The following is an 18,674-nucleotide window of genomic DNA, read 5'->3' on the forward strand; positions in this document are numbered from 1 at the left end:
GAACTACGCGGAGGCACCGGCCTGTGCGAGGCGGACCCTGCCGCCCACCTCGATCCAGCCGTCCGGACCCGGTGCCGTAAGAATCTGTGAGCCGCGCCCCTGCGTGATGTTGAGGGCGCGGCTCAACTCGTGCGTGAGCAGGAGCGCCGCCGCACCGGTCGCCTCGTCCTCGTCGATACCGTCGTCCCGGCCGGGAAAGGCCCTCGCGCGCACCCGCCCGGCGGCCTCGTCCTCCCAAGCCCATGCGTACATCCACTCCCCCGGCGGCGGTACGTCCAACGCGTCGACCTCCGCTGCCGTCCCGTACCGCCTCAGGCTCCTCGGCGGCGCCCACGCTGCGCGCGCCGCGATCCAGCTGAACTCCCCGTCCTGCCGCGCCGGCACCACCCCGGCCCGCGTCACCAGTTCGGGCACGTCGAGCAGCCAGGCCGTGCCGACACAGGGGTGGCCGGCGAAGGGCAGGCGCAGCGTCGGGGTGTAGATGTCGATGGCGCCGCGCTCGGGGTCGTCGATGAACACCGTCTCGCTGAAGCCGAGTTTCCCCGCGAACGCCTGGCGGTCCTCCGTGGCTGGTACGCGGGCCCCGTCGCGCACGACACCGAGTTCGTTGCCGTGCCGACCGTCGGGCCCGCAGAAGACACGCAGTACGTCGAACGTGCCGGATACCTCGAAGACGCCCAGTGGTTCAGTCACCCGGGTATTCAACCCGGGACTTGAGACGTCACGCCAGTTCGGTGCCCCGCTTGCGCCGGGCGACGTACACCGCGCCCGCGCCCGCCACCACGGCCGCCCCCGCCGTGCCGAGCAGCGCCGCCGAGGGGATGTCGGCGCCCGTCGACGCCAGCGAACCCGCGTCGCCGGGCGAACCGCCGACCGTGTCGCCGCCGACAGATCCGGAGCTGGTGGTTCCGGTACTGTCGGTCGTCCCGCCGCCGCTCTGGCCGCCGTCCGCGGCGAGTCCGGCGCCTTCGGAGAGGGACAGCGCGACCGTCACCGGGTCGATCCGCTGGCCCGCCTTGTACATGGAGCCGACGGCGCCGTTGGCGAACTGCTCCGCGCCGGCCGCCGTGAACGCCGCCGGCACCTTGGTCAGCCGGACGACGTCGCTCTTCGCCCGGTACGAGGCCTTGGCGAGGTCGAGCGTCGCGAACTTGACGTCGTTGTTGGTGCCCTTGGGCGTGGTGACGTCGGCGATCAAGGTGCCCCTGGAGCCGTTCGCCCGCACCTTGAGGTCGCTGAACTTCATGTCGATGCCGTGCGCCTTGTACGTGAAGCGGACGCTGCCGCCGAAGGACGCGTCGACCTTCTTCGCGCCGGCGTCCACGGTCGCCTTGGCGTGGGGGAACTTGTAGCCGCCGGAGATCTTCTCGGCGCCGCCCGCGACGGTCACCTTGCCCCCGGACGAGATGTAGGTGCGGAAGGTCTTCTTCAGTCCCCAGGAGAGGCTGCCGTCGACGACCTGGCCCGTGGCACGTTCGGGGGTGGGGGTGCCGGTGGGGGCCGTGGTGCGGGTGGGGGTGGGAGTGGGGATGGGATCAGGCTTGTCGGTCGGCTTGTCCGTCGGCTTATCGGTGGGCTTGTCCGTGGGCTTGTCCGTCGGCTTATCGGTGGGCTTGTCCGTCGGTGTGCCGCCCGCCTTCACCGTGAGGGTGGCCGGGTCGAGCTTGTCTCCCGCCTGGTACATGCCGTTGAACGCCTTGGCGCCGTCCGCCGTGAGCGTCGTCGGGATGTCCTTGAAGGTCATCGCGCCGCCCTCGCCCTGACCGGGCCGGACCGCACTCAGATCGAGAGCGGCGAGGTCGATGTCGTTCTGCGTGGCGCCGTTCAGGGTGACGTCGGCCTGGATGGCACCGGCCTTCCCCTCGGTACGCACCTTCACGTCGGCGATCTTGATGTCGAAGCGGTGGGCGGTGGAGGCGAACCGCACGGCACCCTTGAACGCGGTGGCGGTGGCGTGCGTCCCGGTGTCGTACGTACCCGTGCCGCCGGTGAAGGTGAACACCCCGTTGTCCGCCGCCTGCTTGGCGCCGTCCGTCGCCTCGATCGTGCCGTGGGCCATGCCCGCGACGTACTTGCGGAACGACTCCTTCAGCCCCCAGTCCAGCGTGCCGTCCTTGAGCTCCAGCTTCGGCGGGCCCGCCTTGCCGCCGTCGTCGGCGGCGAGCGCCGGGAGCGCGAGGGCGGACGCGCCGAGCGTGACGGCCGTGGCGACGGCTGCCGCGAGGGTGACGGGGCGACGGTTCATGGACATGGTCAGGCTCCTCCTTGGGAGAGGTGGATGTCGGGGGGATGTAGGGAGAGGTGGAAGTGAGGCGTAGGGGTCAGGAGTCCGAGGTGTTCGCGCCGCCCCGCGCGCGCTTCTTGCGTACGACGCCGAACGCGACCGCCGCCGCGAGCAGCACCGCCACGCCCACGCCGACCCCGATCGGTACGGCGTTCGACGAGGAACCGGCGGAGTCGGAGGTGTCCGCCGCGTTCTCGGCCTCGGGGGCGGCGGCCTTCTTCGGCTGCGGGGCCGGGGCGGGGCTCGCGGAGGAGCCGAGGTCCGGGAGCGCGGGCAGCGTGGCGTCCGCGTCGAGGGCGACGGCGAGGGAGAGCGGGTCCATGTCGGCGCCCGCCTTGTACATGCCGCCGAAGGCCTTGGCCCCCTCGGCGGTGAGCTTCGAGGGCACCTCGGTGAGCGAGACCAAGCCGTCCTCGGGCCTCAGCTCCTTCTCGGAAGCGGCGAAGGTGACGAGCGGGGCCTTCTTCATGACGCCCTCATCACCACCCGCGCCCCCCTCACCGGCGTCGACATCCGCGTACAACGTCCCCTTGCCGTCCTTCACTTCGACGGCGACCTCGCTCAGCGTGAGGTCCAGGCCGTGCTCGCCGGTGAAGCGGACGGCGCCCGCGAAGTCCGCGGCGAGGTACCGCTTCTTCGCGTCGTACGTGCCCTCGCCCTTGGGGAAGCGGAAGAGCGCTCCCCCGTCCTCGGCCCCGCCGGAGAGCTTCCACTCGCCCTGGGCGATGGATCCGGTGACGTACTCCCGGAACGTGCGGCGCACACCCCAGTCGACGACGGCGTCCTCGATGCGGCCCGCCGCCCGCTCGCCGTCCTTCGCCTTGCCGGACTTCGCCTTCGGGGCCTTCCCCGTCCCGGACTCCGCGACGAGGTCCGTCGACAGGCTCACCGGGTCGAGCGCCGTGCCCGCCGTGTAGTAACCGGCGAAGGCCTTGGCGCCCTGCGAAGTGAGGGTGGCGGGGAGGTGGTTGAGGGCGATGGGGCCGGTGCCGCCCTTCATGTCGATGCCGCGGACGTCGAGCGCGGCCAGCGGCACCTGCGCGGTCGCGGTGACCTTGCCGGTGCCCTTCTCCTTGCTGACCATGTCGGCGTAGAGCGTCCCGGAGCCTTTGGAGACCTTCACCGTGGGGCGGCTGATCGTCAGGTCCAGCTCGTACGAGCCGCCCTTCTTGTGGCCGGTGAAACGCACCCCGCCCGAGAAGCCCGCGCCGAACGCCCCGCTGCCCGGGTCGTACGAGCCCTTCGCCGAGTGGAAGCGGAACTGGCTGCCGCCGACGGTCGCGGCCCCGCCCCGGAGCGTCGAGGCGCCCTGGGCGATGGGCCCGGTGACGTAGCTCTGGAAGGAGGACTTGATGCCCCAGTCGAGCCGTCCGCCTTGCACCGTGCGGGCTTCCGCGTGCGCGGCGGCCACCGGGAGCAGCGCTCCGACGAGTGCGGTGAGCACGGCCACGGCTGCGGCGCGGACACGGGAACGAGGGCGTGCCTGTCTCGACTGTCTCGACGACAGCATGGGGGGCTCCTCCACGGCGGGGTGACGGACGGACTGGTTAATTAGGTAAGGCTAACCTAAACTACGATCGCTTCCGCTGGAACCCCGCCCCGGTTCCCTCGAACCTCAACCGCACGACAGGACGGTGGACTTCGGTGCGTATGCCGCGCTCACTCCGTATCGCCGGCGCGTGGGCCGCCGCGCTCGCCCTCGGCCTCACGGCGTGCGCCGCGCCGGACGGCGACGCCTCCGCGCAGCCACACAAGGCGGCGTCACGGGCCACCGCGCCCGACCGGGTCGAGCCCCTGAAGAGCGGTGCGAAGCCCGAGCTGCCCGTGACCGTCACCTCCGCCGACGGGCGCCGGGTGACGGTGAAGGACACCGGCCGCATCGTGCCGCTCACCGGCAGCCTCAACGAGATCGTCTTCACCCTCGGACTCGGCGAGAACGTCGTGGCGCGCGACATCACCGCCACCTTCGAACAGGCCGGGAAGCTGCCGGTGGTGACGCGCGCCCACGACGTGTCGGCGGAGAGCGTGCTCTCGCTCAAGCCGACGGTCGTCCTCGCCGACACCACCACAGGACCCGCCGAGGCCATCGACCAGATCCGGGACGCGGGCGTCCCCCTCGTCGTGTTCGACCCGGCGAAGAGCCTCGACGACGTGGGCCCGCGGATCGAGGCGGTGGCCAAGACGCTGGGCGTCGAGAAGTCCGGCGCGGAACTGACGCGGCGTACGGAGCGGCGGATCGACGCGGCCCGCGAGGGCATCCCCGCCGGGGACCGCGCGAAGAAGCCGCGGGTCGCCTTCCTCTATCTGCGCGGTTCGGCCTCCGTCTACCTGCTCGGCGGCCGTGGCTCCGGGGCGAGTTCGCTCCTGGAGGCGGCGGGCGCGGTCGACGCGGGCAAGGAGTCGGGGCTGAGGAAGGACTTCACCGCGATCACCAGCGAGGCGCTCGCCGAGGCCGCGCCCGACGCGATCCTCGTGATGACGAAAGGCCTGGCTTCGGTGAACGGCGTCGACGGCCTGCTGAAGGTCCCCGGCGTCGCCGAGACCCCGGCCGGCCTGGACCGCCGCGTCGTCTCGATCGACGACGGCGTGCTCCTCAACTACGGGCCGCGCACCGATCAGGTGCTGAAGTCCCTGGTCGAGCAGCTCTACGGGGACGCCGAGTGACCGTGCTGACCAAAGCGGCCACCCCGGCCGCCTCCGCCGCAGGGGCCCCGCGCCGCCGCCGGGCGGCCCTCCCGCTGGCCGTGGGGCTGCTCACCGCCCTCACCCTGCTCTGCCTGCTCTCCGCGGGGATCGGCGCGTACGACATCCCCCTCGGCGACGTCGTCTCCTCCGTCCAGCACCGCATGGGGGTCGGCGGCGCCCCGCTGGACCGGGTCGGCGAGAGCGTGCTGTGGAACGTGCGCCTGCCCCGCGTCGTACTCGCCCTGCTCGTCGGTGCCTCGCTCGGCTGCGCCGGAGCCCTGATGCAGGGCGTGTTCGGCAATCCGCTCGCCGAGCCCGGCGTCATCGGCATCTCGTCGGGCGCGGCGGTCGGCGCGGTCGCCTCCATCGCGCTGGGGCTGAACTTCTTCGGCAACTGGACGGTGACCGTCTGCGCGTTCGTCGCCGGGCTCGCGACGGTTCTCCTCGTGTACGTGATGTCGCGCGAGGGCGGCCGGACGGAAGTCGTCACGCTGATCCTCACCGGCATCGCCGTGAACGCGTTCGCGGGCGCGCTCATCGGTCTGTGCGTCTTCTTCGCGGACAACGCGCAGCTCAGCCAGATCACGTTCTGGCAGCTGGGCTCGCTCGCGGGGGCGACCTGGCCGAAGGTGCTGGCCGTGCTGCCGTGCGCGCTGCTCGGTCTGGCCGTCGCGCCCTTCTTCTCCCGCAGGCTCGACCTGCTCGCGCTCGGCGAGCGGCCCGCCCGGCACCTGGGTGTGGACGTCGAGCGGCTGCGGCTCGTGCTGGTCCTGGTGGTGGCGCTGCTGACGGCGGCCGCCGTGGCCGTCGCCGGGATCATCACCTTCGTGGGGCTGCTCGTACCGCACCTGCTGCGGATGGCGGCGGGCCCCGGGCACCGCTTCCTCGTGCCCGGCAGCGCGCTCGGCGGTGCGGTGGTGCTGGTCGCGGCCGATCTGGCCGCACGTACGGTGGCCGCGCCCGCCGAACTGCCGCTGGGTGTGCTCACCGCTCTCTTCGGCAGCCCGTTCTTCTTCTGGCTGCTGCGCAGGACCCGTCGCAGGCAAGGTGGTTGGGCGTGATCGGACAGCTGGGCAGGAAGCTCCTCGCGGGGCGGCAGCGTGCGCTGCCGGGGCCGAGCGCCGCCGGTGACGTGCTCGCCGAGGCCGAGGGCCTGCGGGTGCGGCTCGGCGGCCGTGAGGTCCTCGCGGGGGTGTCCGTGGCCGCCCGCGCGGGCGAGGTGCTGGCCCTGGTCGGGCCGAACGGCGCGGGGAAGTCGACGCTGCTGGCCGCGCTCGCCGCCGACCTGCCGGCCGAGGCCGGGGCCGTACGTGTCTGCGGGCGCCCGGCGGCCGACTGGACGGCGGCCGAACTCGCCCTGCGGCGGGCCGTGTTGCCGCAGTCCGCCGCGCTCTCGTTCCCCTTCGCGGTCGAGGACGTCGTCCGGATGGGGCGGGCGCCGTGGGCCGGGACGCGCCTGGCGGATGACGACGACCGGATCGTGCGCGAGGCGATGGCGGCCACCGAGGTCGGTGACTTCGCCGTACGTCCGTTCTCCGCGCTCAGCGGCGGCGAGCGGGCCCGCGTCGCGCTCGCCCGCGTCCTCGCCCAGCGCGCCCCGCTGCTGCTGCTCGACGAGCCGACCGCCGCGCTCGATCTGCGCCACCAGGAGCTGGTCCTGCGGATCTGCCGGGAGCGGGCCGCCGCCGGTGACGCGGTCGTCGTGGTCCTGCACGACCTCGGCCTCGCGGCGGCGTACGCGGACCGGGTCGCGGTGCTGCGGGGCGGGGCGCTCGCGGCGGAGGGCGCCCCCGGTGACGTGTTCGAGGAGGCGCTGCTCTCGGAGGTGTACCGGCAGCCGGTCGAGGTCTTCCCGCACCCGCGCACCGGCGCCCCCGTAGTCACTCCCCGCCGCATCCCTTGACCGGCGCTTTGCCCGGTCATGGGCGCCCCATCAGCCGCCCGTGATCGGCCCGTGAGCCGTGGCGCGACGTGAGAGCTGAATCACGGAACGGGCGGGTATCGCCGAGGTAAGGGTCGGTTAAGTTAGGTCAGCCTCGCTGGCTTGTGGTGGGGCCCGGCACTCGTCCGTGAACCCCGCTTGGAGCCCTCTATGCGACCCGTGCGCCCCGCCCGCCTGTCCGTCGTCACCGCCGTCGCGACCGTCGCGGCCCTGACCGCCGTCACGGGCTGCACGGAGAAGAGCGACGCCAAGGGCGGCGGCGCGAACAGCGTGCGCGTGACGGCCACCGACGACACGTGCGAGGTCTCCAAGAAGAAGCTCTCCGCCGGTCACGTGGAGCTGGCCATCGAGAACAAGGGCTCCAAGGTCACCGAGGTCTACCTCCTCTTCCCCGACGACCGCATCGTCGGCGAGCGCGAGAACATCGGTCCGGGCACGAAGCAGAAGCTCACCGCCGAGGTGAAGGCCGGTGCGTACGAGATCGCCTGCAAGCCCGGGATGAAGGGCGACGGCATCCGCCAGAAGGTCACCGTCACGGGTGGCGGCACGACCGCGAAGCGCGACCCCCGGCTGGACGAGGCCGTCGCCGCCTACCGCGCGTACGCGCAGGAGCAGGCCGACGCGACGCTGCCGAAGGCGAAGGCCTTCACCGACGCGGTGCGCGCGGGCGACCTGCCGGCCGCGAAGAAGGCGTACGCCGCCTCCCGCGTCGGCTGGGAGCGCACCGAGCCGGTGGCGGAGTCCTTCGGTGACATCGACCCGAAGGTCGACGTCCGCGAGGACGGTCTGGAGGACGGCCAGGACGCGGAGAAGGACTGGACGGGCTGGCACCGTCTGGAGCGGGCCCTGTGGCAGGACAAGAAGATCGGCAAGCGCGAGAAGGAGCTGGCCACCCTTCTCGACAAGGATCTGAAGGACTGGCAGAACCGCGTCGGCAAGGCCGTCATCACCCCGACCTCGATGGCCAACGGCGCCAAGGAGCTCCTGGACGAGGTCGCCACCGGCAAGGTCACCGGTGAGGAGGAGCGCTACTCGCACACCGACCTGGTCGACTTCAAGGCCAACGTCGAGGGTGCCGAGAAGTCCTACGCGCTGCTGAAGCCGGTGGCCGCCGAGAACGACCCGAAGCTCACGAAGGAGCTCGACAAGCAGTTCGCGGCCCTGGACAAGCTCCTGGAGAAGTACCGCGAAGGCGGTGCGGACTCCTACGAGTTCACCTCGTACGACAAGGTCGGCAAGGCGGACCGCAAGGAACTGTCCGACGGTGTGAACGCCCTCGCGGAGCCGCTGTCGAAGCTGGCCGCGGCCGTCGCGAAGTCCAAGTAGCGGCCAAGTAGCGGCAGGTAGCGGCAAGGGGTGAACGATGGCTGACGACGACATGCGGCCGCCGTCGCGGCGTGCGCTGCTCGGCTGGGGCGGTGCCGGGCTCGCGCTCGGCGCGGCGGCGGTACGGCGCGGCCGCGATGGCGCGCGGTGGCGATGACGACGGGCGCCCGCCGGGGACGCCGTCCCCTTCCACGGCGCGCACCAGGCCGGGATCGCGACCGCCGTGCAGGACCGGCTGCACTTCGCGGCGTTCGACGTGAAGACGGACGACCGCGAGGAGTTCGTGGGGCTCCTCAAGCAGTGGACGAAGGCCGCGGCGCGGATGACGGCGGGGCACACGGTCGGCGCGGGCGCCCACGGCGGGCTCGCCGAGGCGCCGCCGGACGACACCGGGGAGGCGCTCGGTCTCCCGCCGTCCCGGCTGACGCTGACGATCGGCTTCGGCCCCTCCCTGTTCGAGAGGTTCGGCCTGTCCGGCAGGCGGCCGGGAGCCCTGGTCGACCTGCCCAAGTTCCCCGGCGACAACCTCGACGAGGCCCGCAGCGACGGTGACCTGTGCGTGCAGGCCTGCGCGGACGACCCGCAGGTCGCCGTGCACGCCGTCCGCAACCTCGCCCGCATCGGCTTCGGGAAGGTCGCGGTGCGCTGGTCGCAGCTCGGCTTCGGCAAGACGTCGTCGACGACACCGGGCGCGCAGACCCCTCGTAACCTGTTCGGTTTCAAGGACGGCACGCGCAACGTCTCGGGGCAGGATGGCGCGGCGCTCGCGCAGCACGTGTGGGTCGGCGAGAAGGACGGGCCGGACTGGATGGCGGGCGGCTCGTATCTCGTGGCGCGGCGCATCCGGATGAACATCGAGACGTGGGACCGGACCTCGCTCGGCGAGCAGGAGGACGTGTTCGGGCGGGACAAGCGCGTGGGGGCTCCGGTGGGCAAGGCCAAGGAGCACGACGAGCCGTTCCTGAAGGCGATGAAGCCCGACGCGCACGTCCGGCTCGCGCACCCCGACGCCAACGGCGGGGCGACGATCCTGCGGCGCGGCTACTCCTTCACGGACGGCACCGACGGCCTCGGCCGCCTGGACGCGGGGCTGTTCTTCCTCGCCTACCAGCGGGACGTGCGCACCGGGTTCATTCCGGTCCAGCGCAACCTGGCGCGCTCCGACGCGCTCAACGAATACATCCAGCACGTGGGTTCCGCGGTCTTCGCGGTCCCGCCGGGCGTCCGCGACGAGGACGACTGGTGGGGCAGGGGCCTGTTCACCGGGAAGGCATGAACGGATGTTCAGCTTCGGCAACTATCTGATAGGTCTGCGTGAGGGGCTCGAGGCCAGCCTGGTCGTCTGCATCCTCATCGCGTATCTGGTGAAGACGGGGCGGCGGGACGCGCTGGTGCCGGTCTGGGCCGGCATCGGCGTCGCGGTGGCGCTGGCGCTCGGCTTCGGCTGCGCGCTCACCTTCGGTTCGCAGGAGCTGACGTTCAAGGCGCAGGAGGCGCTCGGCGGTTCGCTGTCGATCATCGCCGTGGGCCTGGTGACGTGGATGGTCTTCTGGATGCGGCGCACCGCACGGCACTTGAGGGCGGAGCTGCACGGCAAGCTGGACGCGGCGCTCCGGATGGGCACGGCCGCGCTGGTGGCGACGGCGTTCCTCGCGGTGGGCCGGGAGGGCCTGGAGACGGCCCTGTTCGTGTGGGCGTCGGTGCGGGCCTCCGGCGACGGTTCGCACGGGCCGCTGATCGGCGTGGTCCTCGGGCTGCTGACGGCGGTGGCGATGGGCTGGCTGTTCTACAGGGGCGCGGTCCGCATCGACCTCGCGAGGTTCTTCACCTGGACCGGCGCGATGCTGGTCGTCGTGGCGGCGGGTGTCCTCGCGTACGGCGTGCACGACCTCCAGGAGGCGGAGTTCGTCGGCGGTCTGCGGGACAAGGCGTTCGACGTCAGCGCGACGATCCCGCCGGACAGTTGGTACGGCACGCTCCTGAAGGGCGTGTTCAACTTCCAGCCGGATCCGACGGTTCTCCAGGTCGTGGTCTGGCTGCTGTATCTGGTGCCGACGCTGGTGTTCTTCTTCGCCCCGGCGCGGGCGGCGGCCGGGCCCCCTACCGGGGCCGGGGCGGCTGTGCGGCCCCGGTAGGGTTCGGGCCCGGAAAGGGCGTAGGTGAAGGGACCCCATGAGTAAGGTGCGCAGGCTCCGCGGTCACTGCCGTCCGGTCGCGGCGGCGGCAGCGGTGACCTCCTTGGCGATGACGGCGACCGGTTGCGTGACGGTGCACGGCGAGCGCGAGGTCGTCCCGGCGGCGACGAAGGCCGAGGCGGCCAAGGCGCTGAAGGACTTCCTCGCCGCGTACAACAAGGCCGACAAGGAGCTGGATCCGGCGTTCGACGCGGCCCGGGTCACGGGTCCGCTGGGCGCCATCAACCAGGCGGGCCTGAAGTCGCGGGGCGAGCAGCACCCGGGCGGCAACAAGCAGCATGTGCCGCTGGAACTGACGGACGTGACGTACTCGATCCCGAAGAAGGCCGGCTGGCCCCGCTGGTTCATGGCGGACACCAAGGCCAACCGCCGCTCGGACCTGCGCTGGCTGTGGGTCTTCACCAAGGCGGGCCCGGACGAGCTGTGGCGGGCCACGTACCTGAACCTGGTGTCGCCGAAGAAGATGCCCGAGCTGAGGAAGGACGAGGACGGCTGGGCGGAGCCGGTGGACGAGCGGCTGGAAGGCGATCCGCGACAAGAACACCAAGCGGGCCGGTCTGGCGGTGCAGTACATCGACGAGCCGCAGAACGCCGGTCCGTTCGCGCCGCTGGGGCTGCGCACCGAGGACGGTGGCGCGCTGGTGTTCTTCTCCACGCGCCACTACGAGAAGCAGACCGCTTTCAAGGGCCTGAGCCCGAGGGTCGACGCGGACGCCAAGGCGCTGCTCAAGGGCGAGGTGCGGCAGTCCCTGCTGCTGACCCGCGCCGCCAACCAGGTGGTCGTGGACCCGGCGCGGTCCGGCGGCGACAAGGTGGCGTTCCTCGGCCGCATCCAGGGGCTCACGGGGGCGAAGGGCGAGTAGCCCCGGACAGCCCCGGGACGGCGCCGTCCGTCAGCCCCGCAGCGGCCAGGCGGCGATGTCCTGCTGGGGCTCTCCCGCGACCCGCGCGCATTCGTCGGTGAGCGTCTCCAGGAGCGTCAGCGGGTCCGGCAGCGGATGCTCGGGGCCGCGCACCCAGCGCACGTCCAGGTCACCGGGGAGCTTGGCGGGCGGCACCAGGACGTACGAGCCGCGGCAGTGCCAGCGCAGGCCCGGGTGCTCGTCCATCGTCTCGGGGTGGCAGTCCAGCTCGCAGGGCCACCACTCGTCCTCGTCCTCGGGGGTGCCTCGGGTGGCGGTGTAGAAGAGCATCCGGTCATCGCCCGACTCGGCGACGGGGCCGACGTCGATACCGGCCGCGAGGAGGCGCCGCAGCGCCTCGCGCCCGGCGTTCAGCGGCACGTCCAGGACGTCGTGGACCATGCCGGTCGCGGTGATGAAGTTGGCCTGCGGCTGGTGGCGGGCCCAGCGCTCGATCTGTCCGCGGTCGGTCGTGGACTGCGTCTGCCAGGCGAAGGAGACGGGGTGGCGGGCGGGCGTGGGGCAGCCGATGCGGTCGCAGGAACATCGGTAGCCCGAGGGGTACGCGGCCGGGGCGAGCGGCAGCCCGGCCGCGGCGGCGGCGAGCAGCAGGTCCTCGCGGGCCCTGTCATCCCCGGCCGTGTCCTTGGGGCGACGCCGGAGCCACTGGGAAATCTTGCCCTGCCCGCCGGACCGGCTGCCGAACTCCGCGCCCATCTAGCCCCTCACCTCGCCGTTGTGCCGAAAGCATGACCCATGGTCCCACCATCCTGCGCCTCCGGGGGCCGGAGCCCACATCCGGGGTGCTCGGGGCGATGCCGACGGCGGGCCACATTGGACGCCATTGTGTGGCAAGTACTGATTTGCCCACCTACGGTGTCGCCATGGTCATTAGGACTGCGCTGACAGGCCTCACGGCGCTGGCCGTCGCGGCACCGAGCGGCTTCCTCGCACCGATCGAGTGGGGCCGCTCCCCCCTGACCGTGGACGCGCTGCCCCGCGTCGTCTACACCGCGCACCGCGGCGGCGCCCTGGAGGTGCCGGAGAACAGCATGGCGGGGCTGCTGGCCGCGTACGAACGCGGCACGGCGCAGGTCATCGACTTCGATACGCGGATGCTGCGCGACGGCACGCTGGTGGTCATGCACGACGAGACCCTGGACCGCACCACGTACGCGGCGGGCCCGGTGCGGCTGATGGACCGGGCCGGCTGGCACGGCGTCCTGCTGCGGCCCGCCGCCGCGCTGCCCGGCCGGTGGCGTCCGGAGCGGGCCCCGACGGTCGAGGAGGTCCTGGACCGGTTCGGCGGGCGGATCATGCTGATGCTGGAGGCCAAGGACCCGGAGAGCGTGCGGGAGCTGGCCGGGCTGATCCGCGCCCGCGGCCTGACCCGCTCGGTCTTCGTGAACTCCAACAGCCCCGCCGTCGCGCGCCGGGCCCACCGCCTGGGCCTGCTGACCCAGCTGTGGCGCTCCAAGGCGCAGATGCGCACCGACCGGCCCGAGCGCTGGCGGCCGTACGTGGACGTCCTGGACGTGGACCACAAGGCGCGCGACCGCGATCTGCTGCGCGCGGTGAATTCGGGCATCCCGCGCGTGTGGGCGCACACGGTGACCACGGCGCGCCAGCGTGACCGGGTGCTGCGGCTGGGCTGCAACGGCGTCATCACGGACGCTCCCGGGCTCCTCGCCCGCACCCCGGTCAAACGGCTCACGCGTACGCCCGCCCCGTGGCTCACCCGTACGCCCGCCAAGCGGCTCGCGCGTACGCCGGCCAAGCGGCTCGCGCGTACGCCGGCCAAGCGGTCCAGGCGCTGAGGCGCGCGTGGTCAGGCGGGGCGCGGAGCGATGCCGTGGATCGCGTACTCGACGAGCTTGTCGACGTAGTCGTGGGTCAGGGCGCCCGAGCGCATCAGCCAGCGCTGGGCGAGCGGGCTCGCCCACAGCTCCAGGGCGATGCGGGGGTCGACGTCGGGCCTCACCTGCCCGGCGTCCTGGGCCCGGCGCACACGGTCGACGAAGAGTTGGAGCTGCGGTTCGAGGAGTTTCTCCACGAATTCCCGGCCCAGCTCGGGGTTGAGCAGCCCCTCGGCGGCGAGCGCGCGGTAGGGGGCGTCGTACTTGGGGTCGTTGAACTCGTCGACGGTGGCCCGCATCACGAACTTGAGGTCGGCCTCCAGGTCCCCCGAGTCGGGGATCTCGGTCTGGACCGTGTCGTGGCCCGCGCTCGCCGCCTCGGCGGCCTGCTCGGCGAGGTCGAGGAAGGCGTCGAGGAGCACGGCGCCCTTGGACGACCACCAGCGGTAGATCGTCTGCTTGCCGACACCGGCGCGGGCCGCGATGGCCTCGATCGTCAGCTTGGCGTAGCCGACCTCGCCGACGAGGGCGAGGGCGGCGTCGTAGATGGCGCGGCGCGAGCGTTCGCTGCGGCGGGTGGAGTCAGGGGTGGTCTTCTGGGCCATGGCGTCGAATGTAGCAGCGCCGAACCGAGACGTACCGTCTACGCGATACGCGCCGTCTCGCACGGCGACCACCCGTGCGGTGCACAGCGCGCAAGCATCGCGGGACGCACCATGGCAGACGCATCATGGCAACAACCGCCCCACAGGACGCGGCTGCTGCCTCACCATGGACAGCAGCTGACCCGCACCGGGCAGCACCTGACCCAGCGGTACGTGAGGAGCCTTCTTTGTCCCGTTTTCCTCGCTCTCCTCGGCGCGCCACACCCCGGCGCTATCTGATGTGCTCACCGGCACACTTCAAGGTCACGTACTCCATCAACCCCTGGATGGACCCCGCGAAGCCCGTCGACGTCCCGCTCGCCGTCGCCCAGTGGGAAGACCTGCGTGACCGCTACCGCTCGCTCGGCCACACCGTCGAGGAGCTCACCCCCCGCCCCGGGCTGCCGGACATGGTCTTCGCCGCGAACGGCGCGACCGTCGTCGAGGGGCGGGTGCTCGGCGCGCGCTTCGCCTACCGCGAGCGCGAAGAGGAGGCGGCGGCCCACCTGGAGTGGTTCCGCGCGCACGGCTTCGCCGAGATCCACGAACCCGTCCACATCAACGAGGGCGAGGGCGACTTCGCCGTCACCTCCTCCTACGTCCTGGCCGGCCGCGGCTTCCGGGCCAGTCCGCTCTCGCACGGCGAGGCTCAGGAATTCTTCGGCCGCCCGGTGATCGGGCTCGACCTGATCGACCCGCGCTACTACCACCTGGACACCGCGCTCGCGGTCCTGGACGACGCGGCGGACGAGGTCATGTACTACCCGCCCGCCTTCTCGCCCGGCAGCCAGGCGGTCCTGCGGCGCCTGTTCCCCGACGCGGTGATCGCCGAGGAGGCCGACGCCGAGGCCCTCGGGCTCAACGCCGTCTCCGACGGGCTCCACGTGCTGCTCCCGCAGGCCGCGGTGGGACTCTTCGGGCCGCTGCGCGAGCGCGGCTACGAACCCATCGGGATGGACCTGGGCGAGCTGCTCAAGGGCGGCGGCAGCGTCAAGTGCTGCACGCAGGAGCTGCGTGCCTAACCCTCCCGGAGTTCGGCCGGGCAGAGCCGGCGCGGCTCGTCGTCGCCCTTGAGGCGGGCGTCGACGCAGCCGCCCGGCAGTCCGTCGTACGCCGTGGTGCCGAAGTTGGCCGTGACCGTCAGCGTGCCGCGGCCGAAGACCGTCCGCTGGACGGCGCGGTCCTTGGTCAACTGCCGGAAGGAGGTGAGCTGTTCGGTGCCGGCCGCCTTGTGCAGGGGCGAGAAGTACTGCTGAAGGGTGGCCAGTTCGGCGCCGTGCTTCTTCAGCGAGGGGCCGTCCAGGGCGTAGTTGAGGGGCGTGTTGTAGAGCATCGCGAGCAGGGCGCGGGTGGTCTTCTGCGCGGGCAGTTTCTCGTAAGAGAGCTCCCAGCGCTCGGTGTTGACGAGCGAGCCGTGCAGCGCGGTCTCGTACAGCGGGACGCGGTAGCGCGGGTCGTACATCGCCTTGGCGAGTCCGGCGGGGAGGTCGACCGGCTTGAAGAAGACGCCCGGCGCGCTCTCCGGGTAGTAACCGCCCCACTTCTCGCGGTCCTTCTGGAGCTTCCACATGCCGTCGGCGACCGGCGTCGCCCCGCCGTGGTCGAAGGCCAGGGCCTCGTTCGCCCAGGGCTGCGCGGTCTCCGAGCCGAGGACGAGGCCGGTGTCCGCGATGCGCCGCATCCGCGCGAGGCGGTTCGCGCGGTCCCCGGCCTTGGTCATGCGGTGGCCCTTGCCGTGGTCGCGGAAGAGTTCACCGGTGGCGTCGACGTCCAGGAAGTAGCTGTCGGCGCCGTTGGCGACCATGGAGCGGGTGCGGTCGGCGAGGTAGTGGTGCTTCTTCTCCGCCTGTTCGAAGGCCTGTGAGCTGAGGTAGCAGCCACGTCCGCCGAAGCCGGTCACCGGCCCGCCCTTGGCGTCCCGTACGCAGAAGTCCGGGTAGACGGTGCCGGGCCAGACGGCGTTCGGGGCGTCGGCGGTCTTCGGGTCCTGGCCGTTGGCGAAGGAGTCGTAGGGCCCGATGAGGTACCCGGCCTGCTTCGCGGCGCTCACCGCCGCCTTGTCCGGGTACGGCTTCCCGTCGTAGCCGAGCCACATCCGGTCGACGCCGAGCCTTTTGAGCTGCTCGATCCCGGTGGTCTTGCGGGCCTTGCCCCAGGTGTAGGCGTGGAAGGCGCCGAGGAGGCGGCCGGTGGCGGGGTTCGCGGCGATCTTCCGCTTGAGGCTGCCCAGCCGGCCGCGCTCGGCGAGGTAGGAGCGGTAGTCGGCGGCGGGCGCGACCGGGTTGCCGTCGGTCAGGGCCAAGGTGACGGAGTAGTCGCGGGTGCCGTCGCCGCCGTCGAAGGTGTGCTCGGCCGTGGCGCGCAGCCGGCCGCCGGGGGCGGTGAAACCGAGGGTCGTGCCGATGGCGGTGGGGATGAGGTAGCTGACGCCGGTGCGCCCGCCGAGGGAGTAGCCCCACAGCGGCAGGGTCAGATCGGCGCCGACGTCCACGGAGCCGCCCGCGAGCGCACCCTCGCCGGTGGTCCAGAAGGCGTCCTCCACGGGGATGTCCAGGCCTTCCCCGCGCGGGAGTTGGAGGGCGGAGGCGGTGGCGTCGATGCCGGTGACGGGCCAGCTGACGGTGGTGTCGCGGTGCGCCCTCAGCCGCAGCGAGAGGCGGCCGTGGTCGGTGCGGGCGGTGACGTCGATGCCGCGCTCGGGGTAGCTCCAGCGGGCCCGCTCCTTGCCGGTACGGGTGACCGGGCCCGGCCTGCCGAGGTCGGTGCCGGCGGCTTCGGAGAGGGTGACGTCGCGGCCGTCGCGGGTGCGGGCGCGTACGGCGAGGGAGGCGGTGTCGACGTACGCCGTGCCGCCGTCGACGGTGAGTTCGACCCGGTGGCCGTGCGGGGGCCCGGCGTCGGCGGTGAAGGCGTAGGTGGTGGCTCCGGCCGCGGCGAGGGCAAGGGCGGTGGCGGAGGCGAGGAAGCGGCCGCCCGGCCGCCTGCGGGCGTGGCCGGGGGAACCGGGAGAACCAGTCGTGGCAGTCATGGGGATGTGGATAGTCACCGCTTCTAAGAGGGTTGTGAGAAACGTGGTGAGGAGCGGGTCAACTCCACGTGCCGCGGGTCCTCGTGGTACCAATGCGGGCGCGCGGGAACCACGAACGGGTTTCTCGCGTCGCTCCACGAGAACCGAAGAGCGGGCCCACCCGGGCCCCGGGGGAAGAAGAGGTATCAGCGCAGTGAATCGCATGCGCACGTCCGTCGCGGTCCTGGCCACCGCAGGAGCACTCACCGCAGGTCAGCTCGGCGTCGCGGGCGCCGCGTCCGCGTCGGAGGGGCCGGCCGCACGGGCCGCCTCGGCCGCGCCGAGCGCCGCTCCGCGCAGCTCGGGCTGCCCGATCGACATCGTCTACACGTCCCGCTTCCAGATCGACAGGAACGGGTGGGTGACCAACGGGGGCCTGTACTTCGGACTGAAGAACAAGAGCAGCAAGAGCTTCAAGAAGGTCACCTTCACCGTGACCAACGTGAAGAACATCCGCTTCGGCCGGGCGACGCCCAAGGGCGGCAAGGTCACGCACAAGACGTCCAAGACCGTCTCGGTGTACGACAAGAGCCTCGCGGGCAAGGCCAAGCTCGGCGTCAAGGTGCGGACGCGCCTGCTGAACAAGAACACCTACAAGGTGAAGTTCGCCGTGCGCGGCAACGGCTGGAACTGCGCCGTCGACCAGGGCACCTGGGGCGCCTGAGTCACCCTTCGGACCGGGGCGGCCACGCGTCGCCCCAGTCCGTGTCGCGTGCCGCGCGGTAGAGGGGGCCGTGGCGCTTGGTCACGGTCTCCCTGCGCAGCCGCTCCTCGGCCCCGCACAGGTCGAGGAGCACCTGCCCCTTGCGGATCTGCGGCCGGCGGATGACGCGGTCCACCGGCGGGACCGGGTCGAAGCGGGTCGCCGCGACGTAGCTGAACTTCTCGTCCTCGTACGCCAGTGAGCCGCCCTTGACCTGGCGGTGCAGGGACGACCTGCTGACGCGCGCCGAGAAGTGGCACCAGTCCGTGCCGGGCTCGATGGGGCACGCCGCGCTGTGCGGGCAGGGTGCGGCGACGCGGTATCCCGCCGCGATCAGCCGGTCACGCGCCTCGATGATGCGCGCGTAGCCGTCGGGGGTGCCCGGCTCGACGATGACGACGGCCTGCGTGGCCGCGGCGGCCGCCGCGTCGACGACGGAGCGCCGGTCGGCCTCCGTCAACTCCTTCAGGACATACGACACGGTGACGAGGTCGGTGTCGTCGATGGCGAGGGACGCCCCGATGCGTTCCCGCCGCCACTGTACGGAACTCAACTGCGGTGCGGCTTCGGCGAGTTCACGGCCGAGGGCGAGCGCAGGCTCGGCCCAGTCGAGGACCGTGACGGGGCGTACGCCGTCCCAGGTGGCCGCGGCGGCCCAGATCGCCGCGCCGGTCCCGCCGCCGACGTCCACCTGGCTGCCCGGCGCCCATCCCTCGGGCGCCGCGTCCGCGAGGGCGGCGAGGGCGGACCGCACGGCCTCGAAGGTGGCGGGCATGCGGTAGGCGGCGTACGCGGCGACGTCCGCGCGGTCCCGCAGGATCGGCGCGTCGGTCGGGGTGCGTCCCCGATAGCTGCCGATCAGCCGCTCGACGGCCTGCGCGGCCTGCGTGGGCGGCACCCCGTCCAGCGCCCTCGCGAGGGCGCCGCTCAGGGTTTCGGCCGGGGAGTCGTTCAGGTCGTTCACCCAGCGAGTCTACGGGGGCGGCGGGTCCCGTCCTTTCGGCGCCATCGCGTCTGCCGCCGCTGCCTTCTGGCGTCTGCGGGCCGAGTATGGCCGTTCGCGCAGTTCC

At 72.2% G+C, this 18,674-nt stretch carries 15 protein-coding genes and 2 pseudogenes; 10 read left to right on the plus strand and 7 right to left on the minus strand.

What is annotated here, in order from left to right:
• Window positions 1-3: 3 nt before the first annotated feature.
• From KKZ08_RS11045 to KKZ08_RS11055, 3 genes are all read right to left on the minus strand, one after another.
• A complete protein-coding gene (locus KKZ08_RS11045) occupies window positions 4-693 on the minus strand; it encodes a PhzF family phenazine biosynthesis protein (RefSeq protein WP_223774294.1) in 690 nt (229 codons plus the stop codon).
• 28 nt (window positions 694-721) lie between these two features.
• The gene (locus KKZ08_RS11050; RefSeq protein ID WP_223774295.1) at window positions 722-2,251 is read right to left on the minus strand and encodes an HtaA domain-containing protein; all 1,530 of its coding nucleotides are present in this window, start codon (window positions 2,249-2,251) and stop codon (window positions 722-724) included.
• 70 nt (window positions 2,252-2,321) lie between these two features.
• Window positions 2,322-3,794, minus strand: coding sequence for an HtaA domain-containing protein (locus tag KKZ08_RS11055; protein ID WP_223774296.1), 1,473 nt, complete (start codon window positions 3,792-3,794; stop codon window positions 2,322-2,324).
• 140 nt (window positions 3,795-3,934) lie between these two features.
• On the opposite strand from KKZ08_RS11055, the gene KKZ08_RS11060 reads away from it, so the two are divergent.
• The 7 genes and pseudogenes from KKZ08_RS11060 (at window position 3,935) to KKZ08_RS11090 (ending at window position 11,295) form a co-directional block, all read left to right on the plus strand.
• Window positions 3,935-4,948 carry an ABC transporter substrate-binding protein gene (locus KKZ08_RS11060; protein WP_223774297.1) on the plus strand — a complete coding sequence of 338 codons (1,014 nt, stop codon included), beginning with the start codon at window positions 3,935-3,937 and terminating at the stop codon, window positions 4,946-4,948.
• Between the two features lie 2 nt (window positions 4,949-4,950).
• Entirely contained in the window at window positions 4,951-6,030 is a 1,080-nt protein-coding gene (locus KKZ08_RS11065; RefSeq protein WP_223774298.1) for an iron ABC transporter permease, read from the plus strand.
• A gap of 44 nt (window positions 6,031-6,074) precedes the next feature.
• The gene (locus tag KKZ08_RS11070; RefSeq protein ID WP_223778999.1) at window positions 6,075-6,872 is read left to right on the plus strand and encodes a heme ABC transporter ATP-binding protein; all 798 of its coding nucleotides are present in this window, start codon (window positions 6,075-6,077) and stop codon (window positions 6,870-6,872) included.
• Between the two features lie 189 nt (window positions 6,873-7,061).
• Window positions 7,062-8,237 (plus strand): iron uptake system protein EfeO, encoded by a 1,176-nt coding sequence (gene efeO, locus KKZ08_RS11075; RefSeq protein WP_223774299.1) that lies wholly within the window; start codon window positions 7,062-7,064, stop codon window positions 8,235-8,237.
• Window positions 8,238-8,274: 37 nt separating this feature from the next.
• Window positions 8,275-9,513: pseudogene (gene efeB, locus KKZ08_RS11080) on the plus strand (iron uptake transporter deferrochelatase/peroxidase subunit).
• Window positions 9,514-9,517: 4 nt separating this feature from the next.
• Window positions 9,518-10,372 carry an iron uptake transporter permease EfeU gene (efeU, locus tag KKZ08_RS11085; protein WP_223774300.1) on the plus strand — a complete coding sequence of 285 codons (855 nt, stop codon included), beginning with the start codon at window positions 9,518-9,520 and terminating at the stop codon, window positions 10,370-10,372.
• A 37-nt stretch (window positions 10,373-10,409) separates the two neighbouring features.
• A pseudogene (locus KKZ08_RS11090) lies at window positions 10,410-11,295 on the plus strand (hypothetical protein).
• 30 nt (window positions 11,296-11,325) lie between these two features.
• Here KKZ08_RS11090 and KKZ08_RS11095 read toward each other — a convergent pair.
• Window positions 11,326-12,051: a bifunctional DNA primase/polymerase gene (locus KKZ08_RS11095; protein ID WP_223774301.1), complete on the minus strand. Its 726-nt coding sequence runs from the start codon at window positions 12,049-12,051 to the stop codon at window positions 11,326-11,328.
• Window positions 12,052-12,218: 167 nt separating this feature from the next.
• Here KKZ08_RS11095 and KKZ08_RS11100 point away from each other — a divergent pair, with 167 nt between their 5' ends.
• Complete coding sequence (locus KKZ08_RS11100; RefSeq protein WP_223774302.1) at window positions 12,219-13,151, plus strand: glycerophosphodiester phosphodiesterase; 933 nt, start codon at window positions 12,219-12,221, stop codon at window positions 13,149-13,151.
• 11 nt (window positions 13,152-13,162) lie between these two features.
• On the opposite strand, the gene KKZ08_RS11105 is transcribed toward KKZ08_RS11100, so the two are convergent.
• Window positions 13,163-13,795 (minus strand): TetR/AcrR family transcriptional regulator, encoded by a 633-nt coding sequence (locus KKZ08_RS11105; RefSeq protein ID WP_223774303.1) that lies wholly within the window; start codon window positions 13,793-13,795, stop codon window positions 13,163-13,165.
• A 227-nt stretch (window positions 13,796-14,022) separates the two neighbouring features.
• Here KKZ08_RS11105 and ddaH point away from each other — a divergent pair, with 227 nt between their 5' ends.
• Window positions 14,023-14,856 carry a dimethylargininase gene (gene ddaH, locus KKZ08_RS11110; RefSeq protein ID WP_346657870.1) on the plus strand — a complete coding sequence of 278 codons (834 nt, stop codon included), beginning with the start codon at window positions 14,023-14,025 and terminating at the stop codon, window positions 14,854-14,856.
• Here ddaH and KKZ08_RS11115 read toward each other — a convergent pair.
• Entirely contained in the window at window positions 14,853-16,862 is a 2,010-nt protein-coding gene (locus KKZ08_RS11115; RefSeq protein WP_223774304.1) for a glycoside hydrolase, read from the minus strand. The genes ddaH and KKZ08_RS11115 overlap by 4 nt on opposite strands.
• Window positions 16,863-17,064: 202 nt before the next feature.
• Between KKZ08_RS11115 and KKZ08_RS11120 the strand changes: the two genes are divergently transcribed.
• Window positions 17,065-17,565, plus strand: a complete 501-nt coding sequence (locus KKZ08_RS11120) for a hypothetical protein (protein WP_223774305.1) — start codon at window positions 17,065-17,067, stop codon at window positions 17,563-17,565.
• A gap of 1 nt (window position 17,566) precedes the next feature.
• On the opposite strand, the gene KKZ08_RS11125 is transcribed toward KKZ08_RS11120, so the two are convergent.
• Window positions 17,567-18,559, minus strand: a complete 993-nt coding sequence (locus tag KKZ08_RS11125) for a small ribosomal subunit Rsm22 family protein (RefSeq protein WP_223779001.1) — start codon at window positions 18,557-18,559, stop codon at window positions 17,567-17,569.
• Window positions 18,560-18,674 lie beyond the last annotated feature (115 nt).

Source organism: Streptomyces sp. 135 (assembly GCF_020026305.1).
Classification (GTDB): Bacteria; Actinomycetota; Actinomycetes; order Streptomycetales; family Streptomycetaceae; genus Streptomyces.

Excerpts from the sequence above, each read along its gene's own strand:
- KKZ08_RS11050 (WP_223774295.1), bottom strand. The coding sequence starts at position 2,251 with ATGTCCATGAACCGTCGCCCCGTCACCCTCGCGGCAGCCGTCGCCACG.
- KKZ08_RS11055 (WP_223774296.1), bottom strand. The coding sequence starts at position 3,794 with ATGCTGTCGTCGAGACAGTCGAGACAGGCACGCCCTCGTTCCCGTGTC.
- KKZ08_RS11060 (WP_223774297.1), top strand. The coding sequence starts at position 3,935 with ATGCCGCGCTCACTCCGTATCGCCGGCGCGTGGGCCGCCGCGCTCGCC.
- efeO (WP_223774299.1), top strand. The coding sequence starts at position 7,062 with ATGCGACCCGTGCGCCCCGCCCGCCTGTCCGTCGTCACCGCCGTCGCG.
- efeU (WP_223774300.1), top strand. The coding sequence starts at position 9,518 with ATGTTCAGCTTCGGCAACTATCTGATAGGTCTGCGTGAGGGGCTCGAG.
- KKZ08_RS11095 (WP_223774301.1), bottom strand. The coding sequence starts at position 12,051 with ATGGGCGCGGAGTTCGGCAGCCGGTCCGGCGGGCAGGGCAAGATTTCC.
- KKZ08_RS11100 (WP_223774302.1), top strand. The coding sequence starts at position 12,219 with ATGGTCATTAGGACTGCGCTGACAGGCCTCACGGCGCTGGCCGTCGCG.
- KKZ08_RS11105 (WP_223774303.1), bottom strand. The coding sequence starts at position 13,795 with ATGGCCCAGAAGACCACCCCTGACTCCACCCGCCGCAGCGAACGCTCG.
- KKZ08_RS11115 (WP_223774304.1), bottom strand. The coding sequence starts at position 16,862 with ATGACTGCCACGACTGGTTCTCCCGGTTCCCCCGGCCACGCCCGCAGG.
- KKZ08_RS11120 (WP_223774305.1), top strand. The coding sequence starts at position 17,065 with ATGCGCACGTCCGTCGCGGTCCTGGCCACCGCAGGAGCACTCACCGCA.